At 62.4% G+C, this 18042-nt stretch carries 15 protein-coding genes; 4 read left to right on the plus strand and 11 right to left on the minus strand.

Features of this window, described 5'->3' with window-relative positions:
- Nucleotides 1-35 precede the first annotated feature (35 nt).
- From J2Z31_RS00375 to J2Z31_RS00400, 6 genes are all read right to left on the minus strand, one after another.
- Nucleotides 36-1025 (minus strand): ABC transporter substrate-binding protein, encoded by a 990-nt coding sequence (locus J2Z31_RS00375; RefSeq protein ID WP_209599901.1) that lies wholly within the window; start codon nt 1023-1025, stop codon nt 36-38.
- A 354-nt stretch (nt 1026-1379) separates the two neighbouring features.
- Nucleotides 1380-2012, minus strand: a complete 633-nt coding sequence (locus J2Z31_RS00380) for a hypothetical protein (protein WP_209599902.1) — start codon at nt 2010-2012, stop codon at nt 1380-1382.
- Entirely contained in the window at nt 2012-2872 is an 861-nt protein-coding gene (locus J2Z31_RS00385) for an ABC transporter permease (protein ID WP_209601021.1), read from the minus strand. The genes J2Z31_RS00380 and J2Z31_RS00385 overlap by 1 nt, the downstream gene beginning before the upstream one ends.
- A 2-nt stretch (nt 2873-2874) precedes the next feature.
- Nucleotides 2875-3663: an ABC transporter ATP-binding protein gene (locus J2Z31_RS00390; protein WP_209599903.1), complete on the minus strand. Its 789-nt coding sequence runs from the start codon at nt 3661-3663 to the stop codon at nt 2875-2877.
- Between the two features lie 187 nt (nt 3664-3850).
- Nucleotides 3851-4828, minus strand: a complete 978-nt coding sequence (locus J2Z31_RS00395; protein ID WP_209601022.1) for a YVTN family beta-propeller repeat protein — start codon at nt 4826-4828, stop codon at nt 3851-3853.
- A gap of 20 nt (nt 4829-4848) precedes the next feature.
- Nucleotides 4849-6093: an ABC transporter substrate-binding protein gene (locus J2Z31_RS00400; RefSeq protein WP_209601023.1), complete on the minus strand. Its 1245-nt coding sequence runs from the start codon at nt 6091-6093 to the stop codon at nt 4849-4851.
- Nucleotides 6094-6738: 645 nt separating this feature from the next.
- On the opposite strand from J2Z31_RS00400, the gene J2Z31_RS00405 reads away from it, so the two are divergent.
- Together J2Z31_RS00405 and J2Z31_RS00410 are read left to right on the plus strand one after the other, a co-directional pair.
- Complete coding sequence (locus J2Z31_RS00405) at nt 6739-7668, plus strand: AraC family transcriptional regulator (RefSeq protein ID WP_234939213.1); 930 nt, start codon at nt 6739-6741, stop codon at nt 7666-7668.
- Nucleotides 7669-7798: 130 nt separating this feature from the next.
- Nucleotides 7799-8011, plus strand: coding sequence for a hypothetical protein (locus J2Z31_RS00410; protein ID WP_209601024.1), 213 nt, complete (start codon nt 7799-7801; stop codon nt 8009-8011).
- A gap of 666 nt (nt 8012-8677) precedes the next feature.
- On the opposite strand, the gene J2Z31_RS00415 is transcribed toward J2Z31_RS00410, so the two are convergent.
- Together J2Z31_RS00415 and J2Z31_RS00420 are read right to left on the minus strand one after the other, a co-directional pair.
- Nucleotides 8678-10450 (minus strand): adenylate/guanylate cyclase domain-containing protein, encoded by a 1773-nt coding sequence (locus J2Z31_RS00415; protein ID WP_209599905.1) that lies wholly within the window; start codon nt 10448-10450, stop codon nt 8678-8680.
- Nucleotides 10451-10636: 186 nt separating this feature from the next.
- Nucleotides 10637-12700 carry an FAD-dependent oxidoreductase gene (locus tag J2Z31_RS00420; RefSeq protein ID WP_209599906.1) on the minus strand — a complete coding sequence of 688 codons (2064 nt, stop codon included), beginning with the start codon at nt 12698-12700 and terminating at the stop codon, nt 10637-10639.
- Between the two features lie 152 nt (nt 12701-12852).
- Between J2Z31_RS00420 and paaG the strand changes: the two genes are divergently transcribed.
- Both paaG and paaI read left to right on the plus strand, forming a co-directional pair.
- Nucleotides 12853-13644 carry a 2-(1,2-epoxy-1,2-dihydrophenyl)acetyl-CoA isomerase PaaG gene (gene paaG / locus J2Z31_RS00425; RefSeq protein WP_209599907.1) on the plus strand — a complete coding sequence of 264 codons (792 nt, stop codon included), beginning with the start codon at nt 12853-12855 and terminating at the stop codon, nt 13642-13644.
- A complete protein-coding gene (paaI, locus tag J2Z31_RS00430; protein WP_209599908.1) occupies nt 13641-14090 on the plus strand; it encodes a hydroxyphenylacetyl-CoA thioesterase PaaI in 450 nt (149 codons plus the stop codon). The genes paaG and paaI overlap by 4 nt, the downstream gene beginning before the upstream one ends.
- A gap of 13 nt (nt 14091-14103) precedes the next feature.
- On the opposite strand, the gene paaZ is transcribed toward paaI, so the two are convergent.
- The 3 genes from paaZ to paaE are packed head-to-tail and all read right to left on the minus strand — an operon-like array spanning nt 14104 to nt 18037.
- On the minus strand, nt 14104-16161 hold the full coding sequence (gene paaZ, locus J2Z31_RS00435) for a phenylacetic acid degradation bifunctional protein PaaZ (protein ID WP_209599909.1): 2058 nt from the start codon (nt 16159-16161) through the stop codon (nt 14104-14106).
- 16 nt (nt 16162-16177) lie between these two features.
- Nucleotides 16178-16933, minus strand: coding sequence for a Phenylacetic acid catabolic protein (locus tag J2Z31_RS00440; RefSeq protein ID WP_209599910.1), 756 nt, complete (start codon nt 16931-16933; stop codon nt 16178-16180).
- 27 nt (nt 16934-16960) lie between these two features.
- Entirely contained in the window at nt 16961-18037 is a 1077-nt protein-coding gene (paaE, locus tag J2Z31_RS00445; RefSeq protein WP_209599911.1) for a 1,2-phenylacetyl-CoA epoxidase subunit PaaE, read from the minus strand.
- Nucleotides 18038-18042: the final 5 nt, after the last annotated feature.

Below are 18042 nucleotides of genomic sequence, written 5' to 3' on the forward strand. Positions count from 1 at the left end.
TGCAGAGGCCCCGTTTGCTGATCCAAGTCCGGCTCTCATGTCTTCAATGCGGCCCAGAAAGTCCCGGGAGCCATTTGAGAAGCCTTGCCGACAAGTCTCTCACCACCAAGGTCGGCGAGGATGGCGTACAGCTTAGCGGCATCCCTCTCTTCATCTGCCAGAGGCCGGTTTGGAATGCCCTCGCGGTAGCGATCGCGCAGCACCTCGAGTTCCCTGCCGTCGGCTCGCACGATAGGGGCCAGACGCTGCCACTCGGTGTCGGAATCGGCCAGAAGCTTCTTGGCCGCTGCGCTCGCTTTGATGAAGCCCATCGCCACGTCCGGATTTTCATTCGCCCATTTTTCGCGAAACACGTATCCGAGCGCCGAGACGGGTCCGGACGCCCCGAGCGCTTCGGCTGCTTCGTGGGCACCGATCAGCCGGCGAAACCCATTCGCTTCGAGCCGCGCGCAGAAATGCCAGAAGTTCAAGACCGCGTCGAGCTCGCCGGAAAGCGCCTTTTCGGACAGCAGGGGCGGTGCACCGAATACGATCTCGCCCTCCTTGGCCAAGTCGATCTTGTGGTCACGTTGTGCAAGCCCCTGGATCAGAAGCCAGCTCTTGTCGAGCGGCCCACCGGCTACGCCGATTTTCTTCCCCACAAGGTCGGGGATGTCGTGAATTGGTGCGTCCTGCCTCACCATGATCGCGCCAACGGCAGTCGAGTATGGCGCGAGCGTGAGGTCCTCGCCCTCCGAACGCTGGCGCGACACCCACAACCAGTCGGAAACGATGACGTGGAGGTCGCCCGCCAGCATGGCTACATTACTGGCGTCTTCGCCGGCGAAATAGACCACCTCCACATCGACGCCGTTGGCCGCATCGAATCGATGGTGTTTGATGGTGTCGAGCTCCCAGTTCACGGTACCGAACTTCAGGACACCCACCCGGACCCGCGCGGAGGGATTTGCAAAGGCAGGAAAGCCCAGAGGACTTATCACGGCCAGCAAACCCACGCCGCAAAACTTGCGCCGCGACATGTTCATTATGCCATCTCCCAGTAGACTTTGCGGCACATTCGAATTTCCCGGCCCTGTCCTGGGAGACGCGTCTCCATGGCACGACCTTCAGCGCCGCGTGGCTTTCGCACCGTTTCGCGATTCCAGTCGGAGCGTATATCAACGAAAGCGAGGAGATTCAAAGGAGCGCCTCCCTGTATCGCACACGCGGAACGGCATCGGTTGGCATCCGTTTACATGCCCCGGGGCATGACAGCTGGCTCCCCGCAAAGCGTTTGGTGGAAAGCCTCGACGAGGATACGCGGGGGACAAACGAGCGTCAATTATTCAGCCAAGCCGCTCCTGACCTTAGTTGCCCGGGTCCACTTGCAACTCCGCAGTTCACTTGACTTGCAGCGCTTCCGCGATCGTCTTGGCCAGCGCGAACAAGCGCTGTTCGATGAGCGTCGGCACTTCGCAGACGAAGGTCAGGGATCGGGCGCGCTCCTGAAAGATCCGAGTCTGAAATGCAAGCCGATTGCTCCGCAGTTCGAGCTCATTCGGATCGGCATCGGCATTTGCGCGCAAGGCATCGACTGCTGAAGCCTCCTGCCGCAATAGCTCCGCCATGTCTCTTTGCCTGTGCGCGTATCGCGCTATGCCGGCGATGACTTGCGAGCGCTCGCGGTTCAGACGATCGAACAGGCCCTGCACGAGCATGGCCATCTGCAGCTCCTTCTCGCCTTCCGGCAGTTTTTCCGCATACTCCCTTATCTTCTGCTGAGCCTCCGGCAGCGGCACGCGACGGGCAGCGAGTTCCGCCACCAAAGCCGAAGTGGCCGCATCCTTGGACCAGTCGGCCGCCGTCTGCGGCAGTTCGGGACCGGCCCAAATCTGACCCAGCGAGAGCGCCGGAACCTTGCGCTGGATACACGGCCAGTCCGGATCGTCACCCTGTGCGGCCAAGGCGGGCCATAAGACAGTCATGGCAACTGCCGCCGCGGGGATGACGCGCGTCAAGGATGACCAACGCATCAGGCATTTCCTCCGGTATCTGGCCTGCGGCCGAGCAATCCCTTCGATGGATCATAGGCGAGGATCGCGCCACCCAAAAACAGCATGGTGACCGTCACCACGACCGCGAGCGATCCCCAGTCAAGCTGTCCATAAAGGGCAAACCGAATTAGCTCGACCGCGTAAGTGAACGGGTTTGCCAGGCAGATCTTGTGGAGGAGCGGACTCGACTCCTGGATTCGCCACAGCGGATAGAGCGCCGGCGAGGCAAAATACATCGGGAAGATCACGAAATTCATGATGCCCGCGAAATTCTCCAGTTGCTTGATCACCGACGACAGGAGCAAGCCGAGGGAGCACAGCATCAATCCCGACAGGAACAACGCGGGCAGAATCAGCAGGTAACCTGTCCATGGCGGTCTGACGTCCCAAAACCAGGCGACGGCCAGAAAAGCATAGACTTGCATGGTTGACACCGTGACGCCGGCGAGCAGTTTGGACGATAGCAGGAACCAGCGCGGAAACGGACTGACCAGGAGAGTCCGCATGTTTCCCATCTCCCGGTCGTAGACCATGGAGAGTGAAGACTGCATACCGCTGAACAACAGGATCATGCCGCAGAGGCCAGGAGTGATGTAAACCTCGTACATCACGTAGGTCTTGTAGGGTGGGATGATCGAGACGCCAAGTACCTGACGGAAGCCGGCGGCGAACACGAAAAGCCACAGCAGCGGACGGACCAGTGACGAGACGAAGCGCTCTCGCTGATTGAGGAATCGAAGCCCCTCCCGGAAAAGTATGCCTTTGAGGCAGACGAAATACTGACCGACCCGGAATCCCCGCTGCGCGTTGGCCGGAATAACATCCGTGACAGATTGCATGGTCATCGATGCATTCCCCCCGCCGAAACCGAAGCGACACCGCTCAGCATAGCGAAAGCCCCGCTTATGTTGGCGGCGCCACAGCCTCGGACGACCTCGTCGACCCTGCCGTCGGTGAGCACGCGGCCCTTGTCGAGTATGACCACGTGATCGCTGTCCTCGACCTCATCGATAAGATGGGTCGCCCAGAAGACGCTGATCCCCTCGGTACGCACGAGCTCACGGATGGTGGCAAGAATCTCGGCGCGCGACTGTATGTCCAGCCCCACGGTCGGCTCGTCGAGCAGCAGCAGCGGCGGCCGATGGAGTAGCGCGCGCGCAATTTCGATGCGACGCATCTGGCCGCCGGATAGGCTTCGTGCCTTGTCGTGCAGGCGGTCGATCATGCCAGTTTGAGCAAGCAGCGATTTGATCCGCGACAGAGCCTCGGCTCGCCCGATGCCGTGCAGCGATGCGTGATAGGAGAGATTTTGGTCGACGCTGAGATCGAGATCGAGCGTACGTGCCTGGAATACGATGCCCAGCCGACGCAGCGCCTCACCCGGCTCCCGGCTGACATCATGGCCGAAAATGCGAATCGTCCCGTGGGGCGTGTCGTAGAGATTGCTGATCAACGAGAACAGTGTCGTCTTGCCGGCACCGTTGAGGCCGAGCAGGACGGCGAAGCGGCCGGGCGCGACTGAAAAGGAAACGTCAGCCAGAGCCCGCTTCTCGCCGTAGAAATGACTGACCCCCGACACCTCGAGTGCGGCAGGCAAACCTACTCCGTCATTGGCCTTCACATGCTGCATAGTGCCGTCTTCCTCCACAAGCAGCAAAAGCAGTCGTCCCCTCCTCGACTGAGACCTGTCTCAATGATTTTAGGTCGGATCGACCTAAAATCATTGTGGTCGCGTCTATTGGTTTGTGGGATGCGGGGGGCGGAACGCCCCGCGTACTCTCCTCATCTCGCGCAACAGCGCCTTGCGCAGGCCGCTCTCAGTTCGGGTGCACAACGACACCCCAGGGCAGCGCCCCCACGGTTACGGACTGAATTGCCTCATTGGTAGCAACGTCGATGAACGTGATATCGTTCGACACGCCGTTGGTGCTGATGACCATTTTCTGGTCGGGCGTGAATGCGAGTTGCCAGACCCGCTGCCCGACCAACACGTATTTCTCAACCTGGTAGGTCTTTGCGTCGATGACGGCCACGCGATTGGCCGGACCGAGTGCAACATACGCCCTGGCGCCGTCGGCTGTGATGCGAACACCCACGGGTTGGATCGATTCTTCACGCAAGCCGGGAATTTCGAAGGTGATCTTATGCTTTATCTCGCGGCTCCGATTGTCAATGACAGACACGGTGCCGCCGATCTCGGAGCTGACCCAAACCTCCGAATTGTCAGGCTTGAACTCGGCGAACCGAGGCCGGGAGTCGACGAGAACATTGTGGGTAATCTCGTGGGTTGCGGTGTCGATGAAGTGTGCCATGTTGGTCGTTTCCGAGGTGTTCACGAGCGTCTTCCCATCCGGGCTGACGCCCATGCCCTCGGGCTCGACACCAACCGGCACCTCCGCCCGCACGCTCCTGCTTTCGAGGTCGATAACGGTGACCAGATTGTCGTCCTCATTCGCTACATAGAGCGTTTTTCCGTCGGGGGAGAGGACGAATAATTCGGGGTCTGGCCCGGACGGCAGCGTTCCGACGATCTGGTATGTGGCCGTCTCGATAATCTGGATTGTGTCGTCATCGCTCGCGCACAGATAGAGGAACTTGCCGTCGTGCGAAATCGTAATGCCGCGCGGCCGTTGGCCTACATCGATGGTGCGGACCACCTCCATTGAGGTTGAGTCGACGACGCTCACCGTGTTGTCCCTTTCGTTAGAGACATAGACCAAATAAGCCGAGGCCGGGGAACCGATGCATGCCGCCGTGGCGAACCCGGCGATCAGAACAGTTAGTCTTCGCAGCATCGGGTTCTCTCCCTTGGACGCTACCTCATCACACACCGGGTCTCCGGCTGGTCGATCCCGAGGGTGTCGAGATCGGTGATTTGATGCAGGAACCCTTCCTGGGGCGATGTGGACACGACGGAGCGGCCATCTCCCAGGAAGATCGGCTGGCGCAATTGCCAGTTCCATTTGCGGAAGGTCAGCTTCTGCCCTTTGAACGCCGCCACCGAGAAATCATCGCCCCGAATAAATGCCTCAAGCTTTTCCGGATCCGCACTTTGCGTGCGCGTGGCAGCCTCGCCGATTATTCTGGCCGCGGTCCATGCGGCCATGTCCTTCGACAACATTCGTCTGCCGATGGCCTTGGCAAAACGGTTCTGTATCTGCGTGCCACCCCATTGCTCGCTGGCCGGATGCCAGGCGGAAGGTATCAGACCGGCCGTCCCAGCCACCGGGCGCGGAACCCAGGTCCGGTACGGCACGTAAGTTCCGAAAACCTCGCTTTCGTCTGCCACCAGCAGCACATCGTGATCGGGGAACCCTTGCGTGAACACGGGTATCTGACGTTGGATCTGGACCACGCCGCTATCTGTCCGCCGCGCCGTGCCAGTGTCCGTGAACTCCTTTTCGGCAACGATCTCGCCGCCAAAGCGCGTGGCAGCGCGGCGGAGCGCTTCGGCATACAGCTTATCACGCTCATGGGAGCCGTGAACCAACACCCATCGGCGCCATTGTTTCCAGATCAAATACTGCGCCAGTCCATCGGCGAGCATGGTGCGTGTCGGGGCGGTATGAAAAACGTTCGCCCGGCACCCCTCCTCCCGGAGCCGGTCATCGGTGGCGCCCACGTTGAAGATCAGGACGCCCTTTTCGCGGGCGAGGTCGGCAATCGAAAGAAGCTGCGCCGCCGAGAGGTCCGCGAGGATGTAGAAAGCGCCCTTCGACACCAGGTCGTTGAAGGCCGGCCCGACCTCGGCATCCGGCTTTACCTCCGAGACTTGGAACGTGAACTTCTGGCCAAGGAAGCGACCGGTCGTATTGTTGTCCCCGATCGCCACCTCCGCCCCGGCGACACCTTCGTCGCGCGGCGGCACGTCCAGCACCGAAAGGGCAAGCTGGGGCGCGTAGGCACGAAGATAACCCACCTTGATCTCCGAAACCTGTTCGGCTTCAGTTCCGTCGGTCGGCGCCGGGGAAGGCTCCTGCGCAACGGCACTGGAAAAAGTTGAAGCCGCAAGAAGGGCGTAGGCAAATCGTATGAGGACGTGAAGCACCGCACGCCCCATTTGCTCAAGGGAATACACCATCTCTGACGCCAATCGCATCTGTGCAATTCCTCGGTGCAGCAAACAGCTTAACCGAGATGCCGCGGATTTGAAACGGCAAGCGGGGCGATCACGCCGCCCCGGACGACGCGCCCTACCCTTTCGTCCGGTCGATGTCGATGACTTGCCAACAACGTAAAAAGACTGATCCGTTGGAACTCGAGGATATCCAGATAACTGGCGCAAACATCGCGGCACTCTCTCAAGCATCGAGGTTAATTAAACCGAAGGTATACGGAGGATATACTAAACAACCGCGGAGCGTTACTACCAGCACGTGTCGGATATCCAATACGCGCAATCAACATCCATATCACGCAGGTATGTTTCCGATAACAGTATTTTTTGTGGAGCTTTAATTCTTACAGTAAGACGAATGCCCGCGCGACCTGTTCGTTCGCGATGAATGAATGCAATCGGCGGGATCGTGTCCTGGACCGAACGTGTGAGACGCGCTCAACACGGCCAGAAAGGCCGCGAGGCCTGTGTTCACCGTTTGCGGCGAGGACAGCTTATTCCGAAAGCAACGGAGGTAGGATCGAAGTGGACCGAGTGTCCGTTCATGCAGCCAAGTCTTTTCGTGGCACGAGCCCGGAGGAGCTCGAGATGGCATTGTCCACAGCCACGTCGCCGGTCAAGGTCGAGATGCTGGACGGCGATCATCTGGCGTTCGACTGCGAATTCTTTTCGACGGGTTCCGTCTCTTTCGCCTCCTGCGCCTACGAAGGAACCTTCCAATGCACGCGGCAAGCCGCGACCGGGAAGGTCTTGATCTTCCTTCCAAAGCAAGGAAGAGCGGTATTCCGTCTTGGCGAAGACGAGCTCCTCTCGGTGCCCGGGAAAGGAACGATCATTGACGGCTCAACCAGTACCACCACCCGGATTTTTGGCCCGCGGCACCATCTCGGACTGTTCATTGATCAACGCAAGATCGCCAAGCACCTGGCAAATATGCTGGAGTGCGCGGTCAGCGGCGATCTCGAATTCAAACCTCATATGGACCTGACAAGTGGGCCGGGGCTCGCGCTCATGCAGCTTGTCGAAACCGCATATAACGGCCTGCGAGGCGACGCGCCGCTCCGACAGTCGCCGATGGCGCTCGCATCGCTTGGCGACGCTGTCACCCACCTGATCCTGGAGGCCGCACCGCACCGCTACTCAGATCAACTGGCGACGCCCGCCTCGCTTCCGGCACCGCGCCACGTGAAATGGGCGATAGAGTTCATGCACGCGCATATCTCCGAACCGATTTCCATGGATGACATTGCGGCTGCGGCTCGCGTAAGCGTGCGGACCCTCCAGCAGGGCTTCCGGCAATTCCGTATGACTACACCGATGGCCTACCTGCACGAAATCAGGCTCACAGCCGCCCATAGGGACCTGATGAATGCGGATGAGGTGCAAAGCGTCGCCGACGTCGCGCTGAAGTGGGGCTTCACCCATCTCGGTCGGTTCGCCGCCGACTACAAGAAGCGCTTTGGCGTTTTGCCCTCGCAAACCTTACGCGGCGGTAAGGGCCCAAAAGAGGGGCTGTGAGGCCTCGTCCCGAATGTCGGCTCGCGGCTGTCGCGCCTGTTACCAAAGGAACCCGCCCCATCGGCAGATGGCCCTAAACAGGTATAGCGCCGTGGTGGCGCGCAAAAGGTGAAGCGACGAAACCGCAATGATGACGCCCGAACGTTTTGCCCAATGTCTCGCCAGCTTGAGGTGGACGACGATCGATCTCACATCAGCGCTGCAGTGCCAGCTCTCGTGGATTGAGGCAATGGAGAGCGGCGAGGCCGAAATCCCGGATGATCTGGGTTCGTGGCTCGAGCGGCTTTCCGCATGCCACGAGGCTGCAGGCATCCCCGCATGCTACCGCGATGCCCAGGCATGAAGCTCGCGTAGCAGCCGACCGTCAGAGTTGAAGCGATCTTGGCTGAACAGGCAGTGCGTCGGTCGGGGTGACGACTTCGTCCCTGCACAACAGTGAACTGCCAATTGCAAAAACCACTCGCCGCACCAATAATCGTGCTGGACCATCAACCCACGATGGTCGCGAGGATCGGAGGAACTGCCCCATGAACAGAAACGTGATCATCGGCATCGTTGTGGTCGCGATCATCATCATAGCGGTTATTTTCTTAATGCCCGGGACCGATGAACCGACGGCGGAAGCGCCTCCCCCGGCGGCGGAAACCGAGACCGTGCCAACCACGCCTGCGCCCGCTGAGCCCGCGCCGACAACGCCTGCGCCCGCTGAGCCCGCGCCGACAACGCCTGCGCCTGCGGAGCCCGCTCCAACCACACCGGCTCCCACCCAGCCGGCGCCTGCGCAATAAGAGCGTACAGCTACGCCCCAGTCTGACGGGCGTAGCTGCCGCCACTTGCCGAAATCACAGTGATTTTAGGTCGGATCGACCTAAAATCATGAACGTGATCGACTGTAAGAGGTTGGCGCGGAATGCGGGGGGGGAAAACCTTCATCCCCCCTCGCTGGCGATCGGCGTAGTCGCGAAATGTCGCCGCCGACCGCGGCCTTGTAACCTGTTCTCTCGAGCCTCTACTGTGCGGCGACCTCACCGGTCGACAGGTCGCTCCGGCATTTTGCAGCCTTGGCCAGCCCCTCGCGCAGATGTTGGAAGTCGGATTCCTGGGCGTAGTGCAGGGTAGCGAGGAATGAATCGACGTCGACATCCGGAGCAAGGGCCCTCACCTTCTCCAGATGCGCCCTGGCCGCGATCTCATCGCCGAGCCAGCCGTAGCACGCCGCCACGAATGCATGCTGGACATGGTCCATGACCGACAGGTGCATGAACGCTTCGACCGCCTCGCCATATTGGCGTGCTGCGAAATGCGCCTTGCCGAGATGGCTCCAGAACCTCTCGGGATGGTGAGGATTGAGGCGCATCGCCTTTCGGATCCATTCGATCCCTTCTTCCGGCCTCCCAAGCCACGTCAACAGCTCGCCCTGCTGAACCACGACCAGATCGTAGTTGGGATTGAGGGAAAGCGCGCGCTCCTGGTGATAACGCGCTGCGGTCAGAGCGTTGTTGTTGACGTTCACCGCGGCAAGAATGCGATGCACGTCGGCATCGTTGTCGTCGAGTGCCAGCGCCCGGTCCAGTTCGGCGACGATTTCCGCCCAGGTCGCTTCCTTGTTCTCGCACCAGCCATGGACCCACGCCTGCCCGAGGATGCACGCCCGCCATGCATGCGCATGTGCATAACCGGGATCGAGTGCGAGCGCCCTGTCTATCAGCGCTTGCGCCTGCTCGTTATCGGCAGCGGAGCCCCTGTGGTGCAGCACCTTGGCGGCGAGCGCGCACTCGTAGGCCGCCATGTTCGCCGGCTTCGTTCGTGCCAATTGGTCCCGCTGGGCCGCCTCTACCCGCCCGGGCAGAGTGGCCGCTATCGCCGCTGTAACCTCATCCTGAATCGCGAATATGTCGTCCAGCCTGCGGTCGTACTTGTCCGCCCAGATATGCGCATCGTTGACCGCATCGATGAGCTGCACCGTTACGCGGACCCGATCGCCGATCTTGCGAACGCTGCCCTCGACCAGGTACTGCGCCCCGAGCTTGTCGGCGACTTCGCGCACGTTCACGGACCGGTTCTTGTAGACGAAGCTCGAGTTGCGGGAGATAACGAACAGCTCGTGCCGGCGGGACAATTCGGTGATGATGTCCTCGGTCAGACCGTCCGAGAAGAACTCCTGATCGGGGTCGCCGCTCATATTGTTGAAGGGCAGCACCACAATCGAGGGTTTCGAGACCGACCGCTTCACATCTTCCTCGGGCGGCAGTGGCAGGGTGGTGGCCCCATCGAGCCCGACGCGAAAGAGATGAACGGGGCGGCTTATGTTCTTGAGCAGCTTTTCGCCCAGATCCTCGAGGGTTATCTCCAGCCGATCGGCAATCTGCGTCGCCACCGCGGCGGTGATGCAGATGCCGCCGACGTCGGCGAGTTGCTCGATCCGCGCGGCAATATTCACGCCGTCACCGAAGATGTCGTCCTCCTCGAAAATGATGTCGCCCAGATTGATGCCGATCCGGAACTCGATCCGGCGCTCCTGGGGCACGTCGGAATTGCGCCGTTTCATGCGCTGCTGGATCTCCACGGCGCACTTCACCGCATCGGTCACGCTCTGGAACTCGACGAGCATGCCGTCGCCCGTCGTCTTGATGATCCGACCCTTGTTCTTCGCAATCGCGGGGTCGATCAACTCTATCCGGTGGGTTCTGAGCCGGGCGATCGTGCCTGCTTCGTCGGCCTCCATCAGACGGCTGTAGCCCGCCATGTCGGCCGCCAGGACTGCGGCTAGTCTCTGTTCCATGCTCTTACCACAACACGAGAAGACGTTTACCTCCGACCGTCAGGCCAGAGCGGAGTGCTTAGCAGCGTGGTTCATGCGGATTCTAACCCACCGCAACGCAATCGACCATCTAAATTAGCAAGCTGCTCATGATCAGCCGCGAGCATGCATGTCTGATCAGCGCACGAAAGCCGCTCCGCGAGAAATTCACTGATTACCGCCGCCTGGGAAGCAGCCTTGTTCGGCAGCTTCCACCAAGAGGTCGCAAGGCGGACCGGCCAGGCCCTTACCCGCCAGATCCCGCAATGCATCGGCGACCTTCCCGAGCCCGTGGGCTTGGGCGTAATACATCAGCCCGCCGCGCCAGCGGGGAAAACCGTAGCCATGGATCTCCACGAGATCGATGTCCGTGGCCTTGTTCGCCGTGCCGTCCGAAAGGATGCGCGCCCCCTCGTTGACCATGGGCCAGAGGATGCAGTCCGCGATCGAAGCCTCGTTCCAGTCGTGGCGCGGCATGCCCCTCGCCTCTTCGGCGATGACCTCTGCGACTGTTTCGGATGGGCGGGGCGTACGGTCGCCGGGTTCGTAATCGTACCAGCCGCCAAGGCTCTTCTGGCCGAAGCGCTTCAGCGCACAGAGGCGGTCGGCAATCGGCGCAACGGGCGACTCGCCCCGGGCGCGCGCGGCCCGCCGCTGGAAAGCCGCGATGTCGAGCCCGCCCAGATCCTGGGCCTCGAAGGGGCCCATGGGGAGCCCGAACGCGCGCATCGCGGCGTCGACGGCCGCGGGGGTTGCGCCGGAGAGCAGAAGCCGCTCGGCCTGCGTCCGTGTCACCTTGAGTATCCGGTTGCCGATAAAACCATCGCAGATGCCGGCCCGCACCGGAATCTTGTTCAGACGCCGCGCCAAGGCAAAGCCGGTTGCGAGCACGTCCGGTGCGGTCGCCTTCGTCGGTACGACCTCGAGCAGCTTCATCACCTGGGCCGGGCTGAAGAAATGCAAACCCAGGAATCGATCCGGCCGGCTCATGCCTTCGGCAATCCGTTCGGGATCGAGATAGGACGTGTTCGTCGCGAAGATAGTATCATCGCGGCACGCGCCGGCAAGCCGCTGGAAGACCTCCCGCTTCACGCCGAGATCCTCGAACACCGCCTCGATGACAAGGTCGACATCCATAAGCGGATTGTAGTCGGTGATGCCGGTAACGCCCGCCATCCTCTCGGCAGCGATCTCGGCGGAAATGCGACCGCGCTTCACCGCGCCGTCGCAGATCGCTTGGAGATTGGCGAGTGCCCGTTCCAGTGCGGGCTCGTCCCGTTCGACCAAGGTGACCGGAAGGCCCGCATCCCGCAAGGCCGCGGCTATGCCGACGCCCATGGTGCCGCCGCCGATGACGGCTGCCGATTTGATCTCTCGTGGCATGACACCCGCCAGTTCCGGCGGACGCAGAGCCGCACGCTCGGCGAAGAAGACGTGGCGCAGGGCTGCGGCCTGCGCCGAACCGCGTAGCGCCAGGAAGGTCTCGCGCTCGAAGGCGATCGCCGTCTCAAAATCGAACTGCGCTGCTTTACGCACACAGGCGAGCGCCTTCAGCGGCGCCACCTCGCATCCTGCCCGGGTGATGACCGCCTTTTCCGCCGCCTCCCAATAGCTCTCCGCCGGACAGTCGACGGCACGATTTCTGAGCGGCGGCGGCAGGGGTTGCGCGAGCGCTGCGCGGGCGAAGTTCATGGCACCGGAAATGAGGTCGCCGTCGATCACCGCATCGATCAACCCATGCTCCACGGCTTTTGGCGCATTGACGGGCAACCCGGTCGTGACCAGATCCACAGCCGTTTCGACACCGGCGAGCCGCGGCAGGCGGACAGTCCCCCCGGCACCAGGCACGATGCCGAGCCGGACCTCCGGCAGGCCCAAGCTAGCTGAGCGGGCCGCGACGCGAAATCGGCAGCCGAGCGCTACTTCGAATCCGCCCCCGACGGCGCTGCCATGGATTGCGGCGACCCAGGGCTTTGCCGCCCCTTCGATCCGCGCGACCAGATCGGGCAGATGGGGCGGTTCAGGCGGCTTGCCGAATTCATTGACGTCGGCGCCGGCGATGAAAGTGCGCCCGGCGCAAACGAGCACCACCGCGCTGACCGATGCTTGCGCATCGAGCGTCTCGGCCGCTTCGAGGAGCGCCCGGCGCACCGTTTGCGACAAGGCGTTGACGGGCGGATTATCGACTGTGACGATGGCGATCTCCCCTCGCACGTCGATGGCGACTGTCATCGCTGAGATCCGGACATTATTTGCTGCGCCAGGGTGGTCGGCTCGTTGTGTCTCATACCGGTCCCTCCCCTGCTCTTCATTATCATTGACTGACCGGTTGGTCTCTGCAACGGTTTTCTGAAGCCCAACCGGGACAGCGGCAGGGAAGAGCAATGTCCGACACAGATCCCGTCTTATCGGCGCTTGCAGACGGCGTGCTGCGGCTGACGCTCAACCGCCCTGACAAGCTGAACGCCTTCAATGAAGCCATGCATCGCGCACTGCGCGCCGGTTTCGAGCGCGCCCATGCGGACGAAAATGTGCGCGCCGTGTTGCTGACCGGGGCTGGACGCGGTTTCTCGGCCGGCCAGGATCTCGGCGATCGCGATCCTCGCAAAGGCGGCCCGGTCGATCTCGGCCACACGATCGACACCCTCTACAACCCGTTGCTAAGACTGATCCGCAGCCTCGAAAAGCCGGTCGTCTGCGCCGTCAACGGTGTTGCCGCCGGGGCGGGCGCAAACATCGCGTTTGCCTGCGACATCACGCTCGCCGCCCGCTCGGCGCGCTTTGTCCAGGCCTTCGCAAAGATCGGATTGGTACCCGATTCCGGCGGCACCTGGAGCTTGCCGCACCTTGTCGGCGAGGCTCGTGCGAAGGGTCTCGCGCTAACGGGAGAACCGCTCGACGCTGAAACGGCGGCGAATTGGGGGCTGATCTGGCGCGTCGTTGACGACGCGGCTTTGATGGAAGAAGCCTTTGCGCTTGCTGTGCGGCTTGCCACGGGACCTACGAAGGGGCTGGGAACGACCAAGCGGGCGATCCAGGCGGCAGCTAGCAACACTTTCGACGAACAGCTCGAGCTCGAACGAGATCTGCAGCGTGAGGCCGGCTTCAGCGCCGATTACGCCGAAGGCGTGGCGGCATTCCTGGAAAAGCGCAAGCCGGAGTTCAAAGGCAGATGACAGACGCGGCAAGAATGACCGCGGACGAACTCGCCAGCGCCAGCGCCCGGGCGATGTGGGATGACGATCGCGCCTCGCAGCGCCTCGGCATGACCATCGACAAAATTGCGTCGGGGGCGGCGACGCTCTCCATGGCCGTCACGCCGGAGATGACCAACGGCCACGGGACCTGCCATGGGGGCTATATCTTCACGCTCGCCGATTCCGCCTTCGCCTTTGCTTGCAACAGCTATAACCAGCGCGCAGTCGCCCAGCATTGTTCGGTGACCTATCTCGCGCCGGCCTTTCAGGGCGACCGGCTGACGGCAGCGGCGAGCGAAGTCTCGCGGCATGGGCGGGACGGCATCTACGACGTCCGCATCACCAACCAGCGCGGCGAGCACATCGCAGAATTTCGCGGTCATTCGCGCACGGTCAAGGGCACACATCTGGGGCAGCCGGACTGAGCCTTCTCGTGTCCTACCCCGTCGTCTTTGCCACCAACGTCAGCACATCATACTGCGCGACGATTGCGCCCGTCTGGTTGCTGACGCGGCAATCCCAGCGCACCTCCCCGTAGTCGGCATTGACCCGCGGATTGATCTCCTTGCAGGTGAGCCGGACCTCAAGCGCGTCGCCGGGGTAAACGGGCGTTAGGAAGCGCAGCTTGTCGACGCCATAATTCGCCAGCACCGGACCCGGATCCGGATCGACGAAGAGCCCGGCCGCCAGGGATACGATAAGATAGCCGTGGGCGACGCGCCCGTCGAAGAACGGATTGGCGCCTGCGGCCTCCTCGTCCATGTGGGCGTAGAAAGTGTCGCCGGTGAAATCGGCGAAATGCTCGATATCCTCGATCGTCACCGTGCGGGTGGCGGTCACTAGCTGGTCGCCGATGCGAAGCTCTGCGAGCGACTTGCGGAACGGATGCCCAGCCTCGGTGCGGGCGGGCGCTCCCTCGACCCAGCGGCCGGTAACGGCCGAAAGCAGGCCCGGCGCGCCCTGGACGGCGGTGCGCTGCATATAGTGCTTGATCCCACGCATGCCGCCCATTTCCTCGCCGCCGCCGGCCCGGCCCGGACCGCCATGGACGAGACCGGGCAGCGGTGAACCGTGCCCGGTCGAGGTCTTCGCGCTGATGCGGTTGCCGATCAGAACGCGGCCGTGGAAGGGCGCCATGCCGAGCACCAGCTCTTCTGCGATACGCGGGTCGTTGGTGAAGAGGGAGGTGACGAGACTCCCCCTGCCGCGCTTGACCAGTGCCACCGCCTCTTCGGCGGTATCATAGGGCATGACGGTGCCGACGGGACCGAATGCCTCGACATCGTGAACTGCCTGAGCCGCATCCGGTTTGCCGCAATATAGCAGCACAGGATTGAGGAATGCGCCCGCTTCCGCGTCGCCCGAAACCACCTGGGGCCTTAGCGGATCACCGGCGACGATCTCGGCCTCGGCAGTGAGATCACGGATGCGCGCCCGTACCTCATCCCTTTGCCCCAGGCTTGCGAGCGGTCCCATTCGGACGTTTTCGTCGGCGGGATTACCGAGGGCGATCTTGCCCAGCCTTTCACCAAGAGCCGCGACCAGCGCGTCGCAATGGGCGCGCGGTGCGATCACCCGGCGGATGGCGGTGCATTTCTGCCCGGCCTTCGCGGTCATCTCGCGCGCGACCTCCTTGACGAAGAGCTCGAATTCCTCGCTTGCGGGGCCGGCGTCGAGACCCAGAATTGCGGCATTGAGGCTATCGGCCTCCATGGTGAAGCGTACGGAATTCTCGACGATTGCCGAATGCATCTTCAGTTTACGCCCGATGGCGGCCGAGCCGGTGAAGGTTACGACGTCCTGGCCGTCGACATGGTCGAGCAGGTCGCCGAGTGACCCGCAGACGAGTTGGATGGCGCCCTCCGGCAAGAGCCCGGCCTCGACGATCCGCCGCACCATCAGTTCGGCCAGATAGGCCGTCTGGCTTGCCGGCTTCACGATCGCCGGCATGCCTGCAAGCAGGGTCGGCGCCAATTTCTCGAGCATCCCCCAGCAGGGGAAGTTGAAGGCGTTGATGTGAACCGCTACGCCCTCGAGCGGCGTCAGTATGTGTTGGGCCGAGAAACTATTGTCGCGCGAGAGCGCCTCGACCTCGCCGTCGACCAGCACGCGGGTGTTGGGCAGTTCCCGCTTGCCTTTCGAGGCGTAGGAAAACAGCGTGCCGATACCGCCTTCGATGTCGATCCAGCTATCGGCTCGCGTGGCGCCGGTGGCGGTCGAGAGCGCGTAGAATTCCTCCTTGCGCTCCATTAGCGCCTGCGCCAGTGCCTTCAGCATCGCCGCGCGCTCATGGAACGACATGCGGCGGAGCGCCGGGCCAGCCCTCTCGCGCCCGTAGGCCAGCGCGGATTGAAAGTCGATGCCGGTGGAATCGATCAGCGCCACCGGCACTCCGGTCGCAGCATCGAGAAGCGGCACGCCCTCATTGGCGCCCCTGGTCCAGACGCCGCCGATATAGCTTTCGAGCCTGCGAGGCCGGTCTGCCATGACATTCATCGGAGTCATCCTTTCGTCAGTTCAGGTTCAGCGCCGACAGGTCGGTATCGGCCGCCGCCTGCCACTCGGAAAGCAGCGCCTCGTTAGGCCTATGGCGAAGCCCGAGCCGGGCAAGCATTTCGTAGCGCGAAGACCCGGCGCGGCCGAAGCTCGCCGCTACCCGCGGCTGCCAGTAGGCGATTGCCTGCCGCGCGGTCCGGCGCCCCTCTTCCGTCTCGACGATCCTTTTCAACCCCTCGACTCCGAGGTCGGCATGCTGTGCCTCGCGCGGCAGAATGGTCCGGAAAATTTCGGCAAGCGGCTGATAGGACACGTGCGCCAGTTCCTTGACTTGAATGACGACGGCCTTGCCCATCAGCGCGTTCATCGCCACAGCATCGGTCCATCCCTGAAGCGGATAGTGGAGAACCGAAAGGCGCATGTCCCCTCCCCGGCGCTCTGCGCCGATGTCCGTATCGCGGGCAAGCCTGGCCGACCAGGGATGATGCGCGGCATAGCGCGCGGTATCGGCGCCGAAGGTCCCCATCACCTTCAGCACCTGTTGAGCGTGATCGGCTTTCTCCATGACGATCCGGGCCGCCGAAATGCGTTCGCTGATCCCCGGCGCGTCGTTGATGATGTCGGCGAAGCCGGCCGAACCGGCGAGCTCGCTGTCGACGAAGCTCGCCATCAGCCGAAGCAGCTCGGCCCGATAGCGCGGCGGCGCATTGTCGGGCGAAGTAAGCACGCCGCCTTCCGCGAGATATTCCTCGATAGGCATTGTGTCGGACATGGTTTCCTCCATTGAGGTCGCGCGCCCTCACTCATCATAGCTGACGGCGATGCGATCGCTCAGCGGATGGGACTGGCAGGTGAGCACGTAGCCCTGGCGCACCTCGTAATCCTCGAGCGCGTGGTTGGTCTCCATCTCGACTTCGCCTTCCAGCAGCTTCGCGCGGCAGGTCGAACAGACACCTGCCTTGCATGCGAAGGGGGCGTCCATCCGGTTTTCGATTGCGGCCTCCAGCAGGCTCTGGCCATGCTTTGGAAAGGTAAAGCTGCGCGTCACGCCGTCGAGCGTGACCGTTGCCTCGCAGGTCGCATGCCGATCCGAGCGCTCGGCGCTTGCGGCCCTCCGGCGGGCCCGTCTGGGCTGCGAGGAGGCGAAGAGTTCGAACTTGATCTGGTCGTCGCGAACACCGTGTTCCCGAAGCGCAGCCGCCACTGCCAGCATCATCGGCTCGGGGCCGCAGATGAAGGCGGCATCGGCCGACTTGACGTCGATCCAGCCGCGGAACAGAGCCGCGCATTTTTGCGCATCGAGCCGGCCTGTGAAGAGATCGATGTCCTGAGCCTCGCTTTCGAGGACGTGCAGCATTGCAAAACGCTGCAGATACAGGTTCTTTAGGTCTTCCAGTTCCTCCCGGAACATGATCGAGCTGACGTGACGGTTGGCATAGACCAGCGTGAACTGGGATTTCGGTTCGCGCGCCAATGTCGTCTTGATGAGCGAGAGGATCGGGGTGATGCCGCTGCCGCCCGCGAAGCCGAGATAGTGCTTCGCCTTCTCCGGCTCGAGCGGCGTGAAGAACGCGCCCATCGGTGGCATCGCCTCGAGCGTATCGCCAGGCCCAAGCTCTTTGTTCGCCCAGGTGGAGAACCAACCGCCATCGACGCGCTTGATGCCGACCTTCAAGACGCCTTCGTCAAGGCCGGTGCAGATCGAATAGGAGCGCCGCAACTCCTCGCCATCGAACATGCGGCGAAAGGTCAGGTATTGGCCTTGCGTGAACGCGAACGCCGCGCGGTCGTCCTTGCTCGGCTGCAACGTCACGACCACCGCGTCGCGCGTGTCGCGCCGGACTTCGGTCACTTGAAGCGGATGGAAACGTGGCATTCGAG

Source organism: Sinorhizobium kostiense (genome assembly GCF_017874595.1).
Classification (GTDB): Bacteria; Pseudomonadota; Alphaproteobacteria; order Rhizobiales; family Rhizobiaceae; genus Sinorhizobium; species Sinorhizobium kostiense.

Bases quoted from the DNA above. Each gene is read 5' to 3' on its own strand.
- J2Z31_RS00405 (WP_234939213.1), top strand. From the start codon at position 6,739: ATGGCATTGTCCACAGCCACGTCGCCGGTCAAGGTCGAGATGCTGGAC.
- J2Z31_RS00415 (WP_209599905.1), bottom strand. From the start codon at position 10,450: ATGGAACAGAGACTAGCCGCAGTCCTGGCGGCCGACATGGCGGGCTAC.
- J2Z31_RS00410 (WP_209601024.1), top strand. From the start codon at position 7,799: ATGACGCCCGAACGTTTTGCCCAATGTCTCGCCAGCTTGAGGTGGACG.
- paaZ (WP_209599909.1), bottom strand. From the start codon at position 16,161: ATGAATGTCATGGCAGACCGGCCTCGCAGGCTCGAAAGCTATATCGGC.
- paaG (WP_209599907.1), top strand. From the start codon at position 12,853: ATGTCCGACACAGATCCCGTCTTATCGGCGCTTGCAGACGGCGTGCTG.
- paaI (WP_209599908.1), top strand. From the start codon at position 13,641: ATGACAGACGCGGCAAGAATGACCGCGGACGAACTCGCCAGCGCCAGC.
- J2Z31_RS00375 (WP_209599901.1), bottom strand. From the start codon at position 1,025: ATGAACATGTCGCGGCGCAAGTTTTGCGGCGTGGGTTTGCTGGCCGTG.
- J2Z31_RS00420 (WP_209599906.1), bottom strand. From the start codon at position 12,700: ATGACAGTCGCCATCGACGTGCGAGGGGAGATCGCCATCGTCACAGTC.
- J2Z31_RS00440 (WP_209599910.1), bottom strand. From the start codon at position 16,933: ATGTCCGACACAATGCCTATCGAGGAATATCTCGCGGAAGGCGGCGTG.
- J2Z31_RS00385 (WP_209601021.1), bottom strand. From the start codon at position 2,872: ATGCAATCTGTCACGGATGTTATTCCGGCCAACGCGCAGCGGGGATTC.
- J2Z31_RS00380 (WP_209599902.1), bottom strand. From the start codon at position 2,012: ATGCGTTGGTCATCCTTGACGCGCGTCATCCCCGCGGCGGCAGTTGCC.
- J2Z31_RS00400 (WP_209601023.1), bottom strand. From the start codon at position 6,093: ATGGGGCGTGCGGTGCTTCACGTCCTCATACGATTTGCCTACGCCCTT.
- J2Z31_RS00390 (WP_209599903.1), bottom strand. From the start codon at position 3,663: ATGCAGCATGTGAAGGCCAATGACGGAGTAGGTTTGCCTGCCGCACTC.
- J2Z31_RS00395 (WP_209601022.1), bottom strand. From the start codon at position 4,828: ATGCTGCGAAGACTAACTGTTCTGATCGCCGGGTTCGCCACGGCGGCA.
- paaE (WP_209599911.1), bottom strand. From the start codon at position 18,037: ATGCCACGTTTCCATCCGCTTCAAGTGACCGAAGTCCGGCGCGACACG.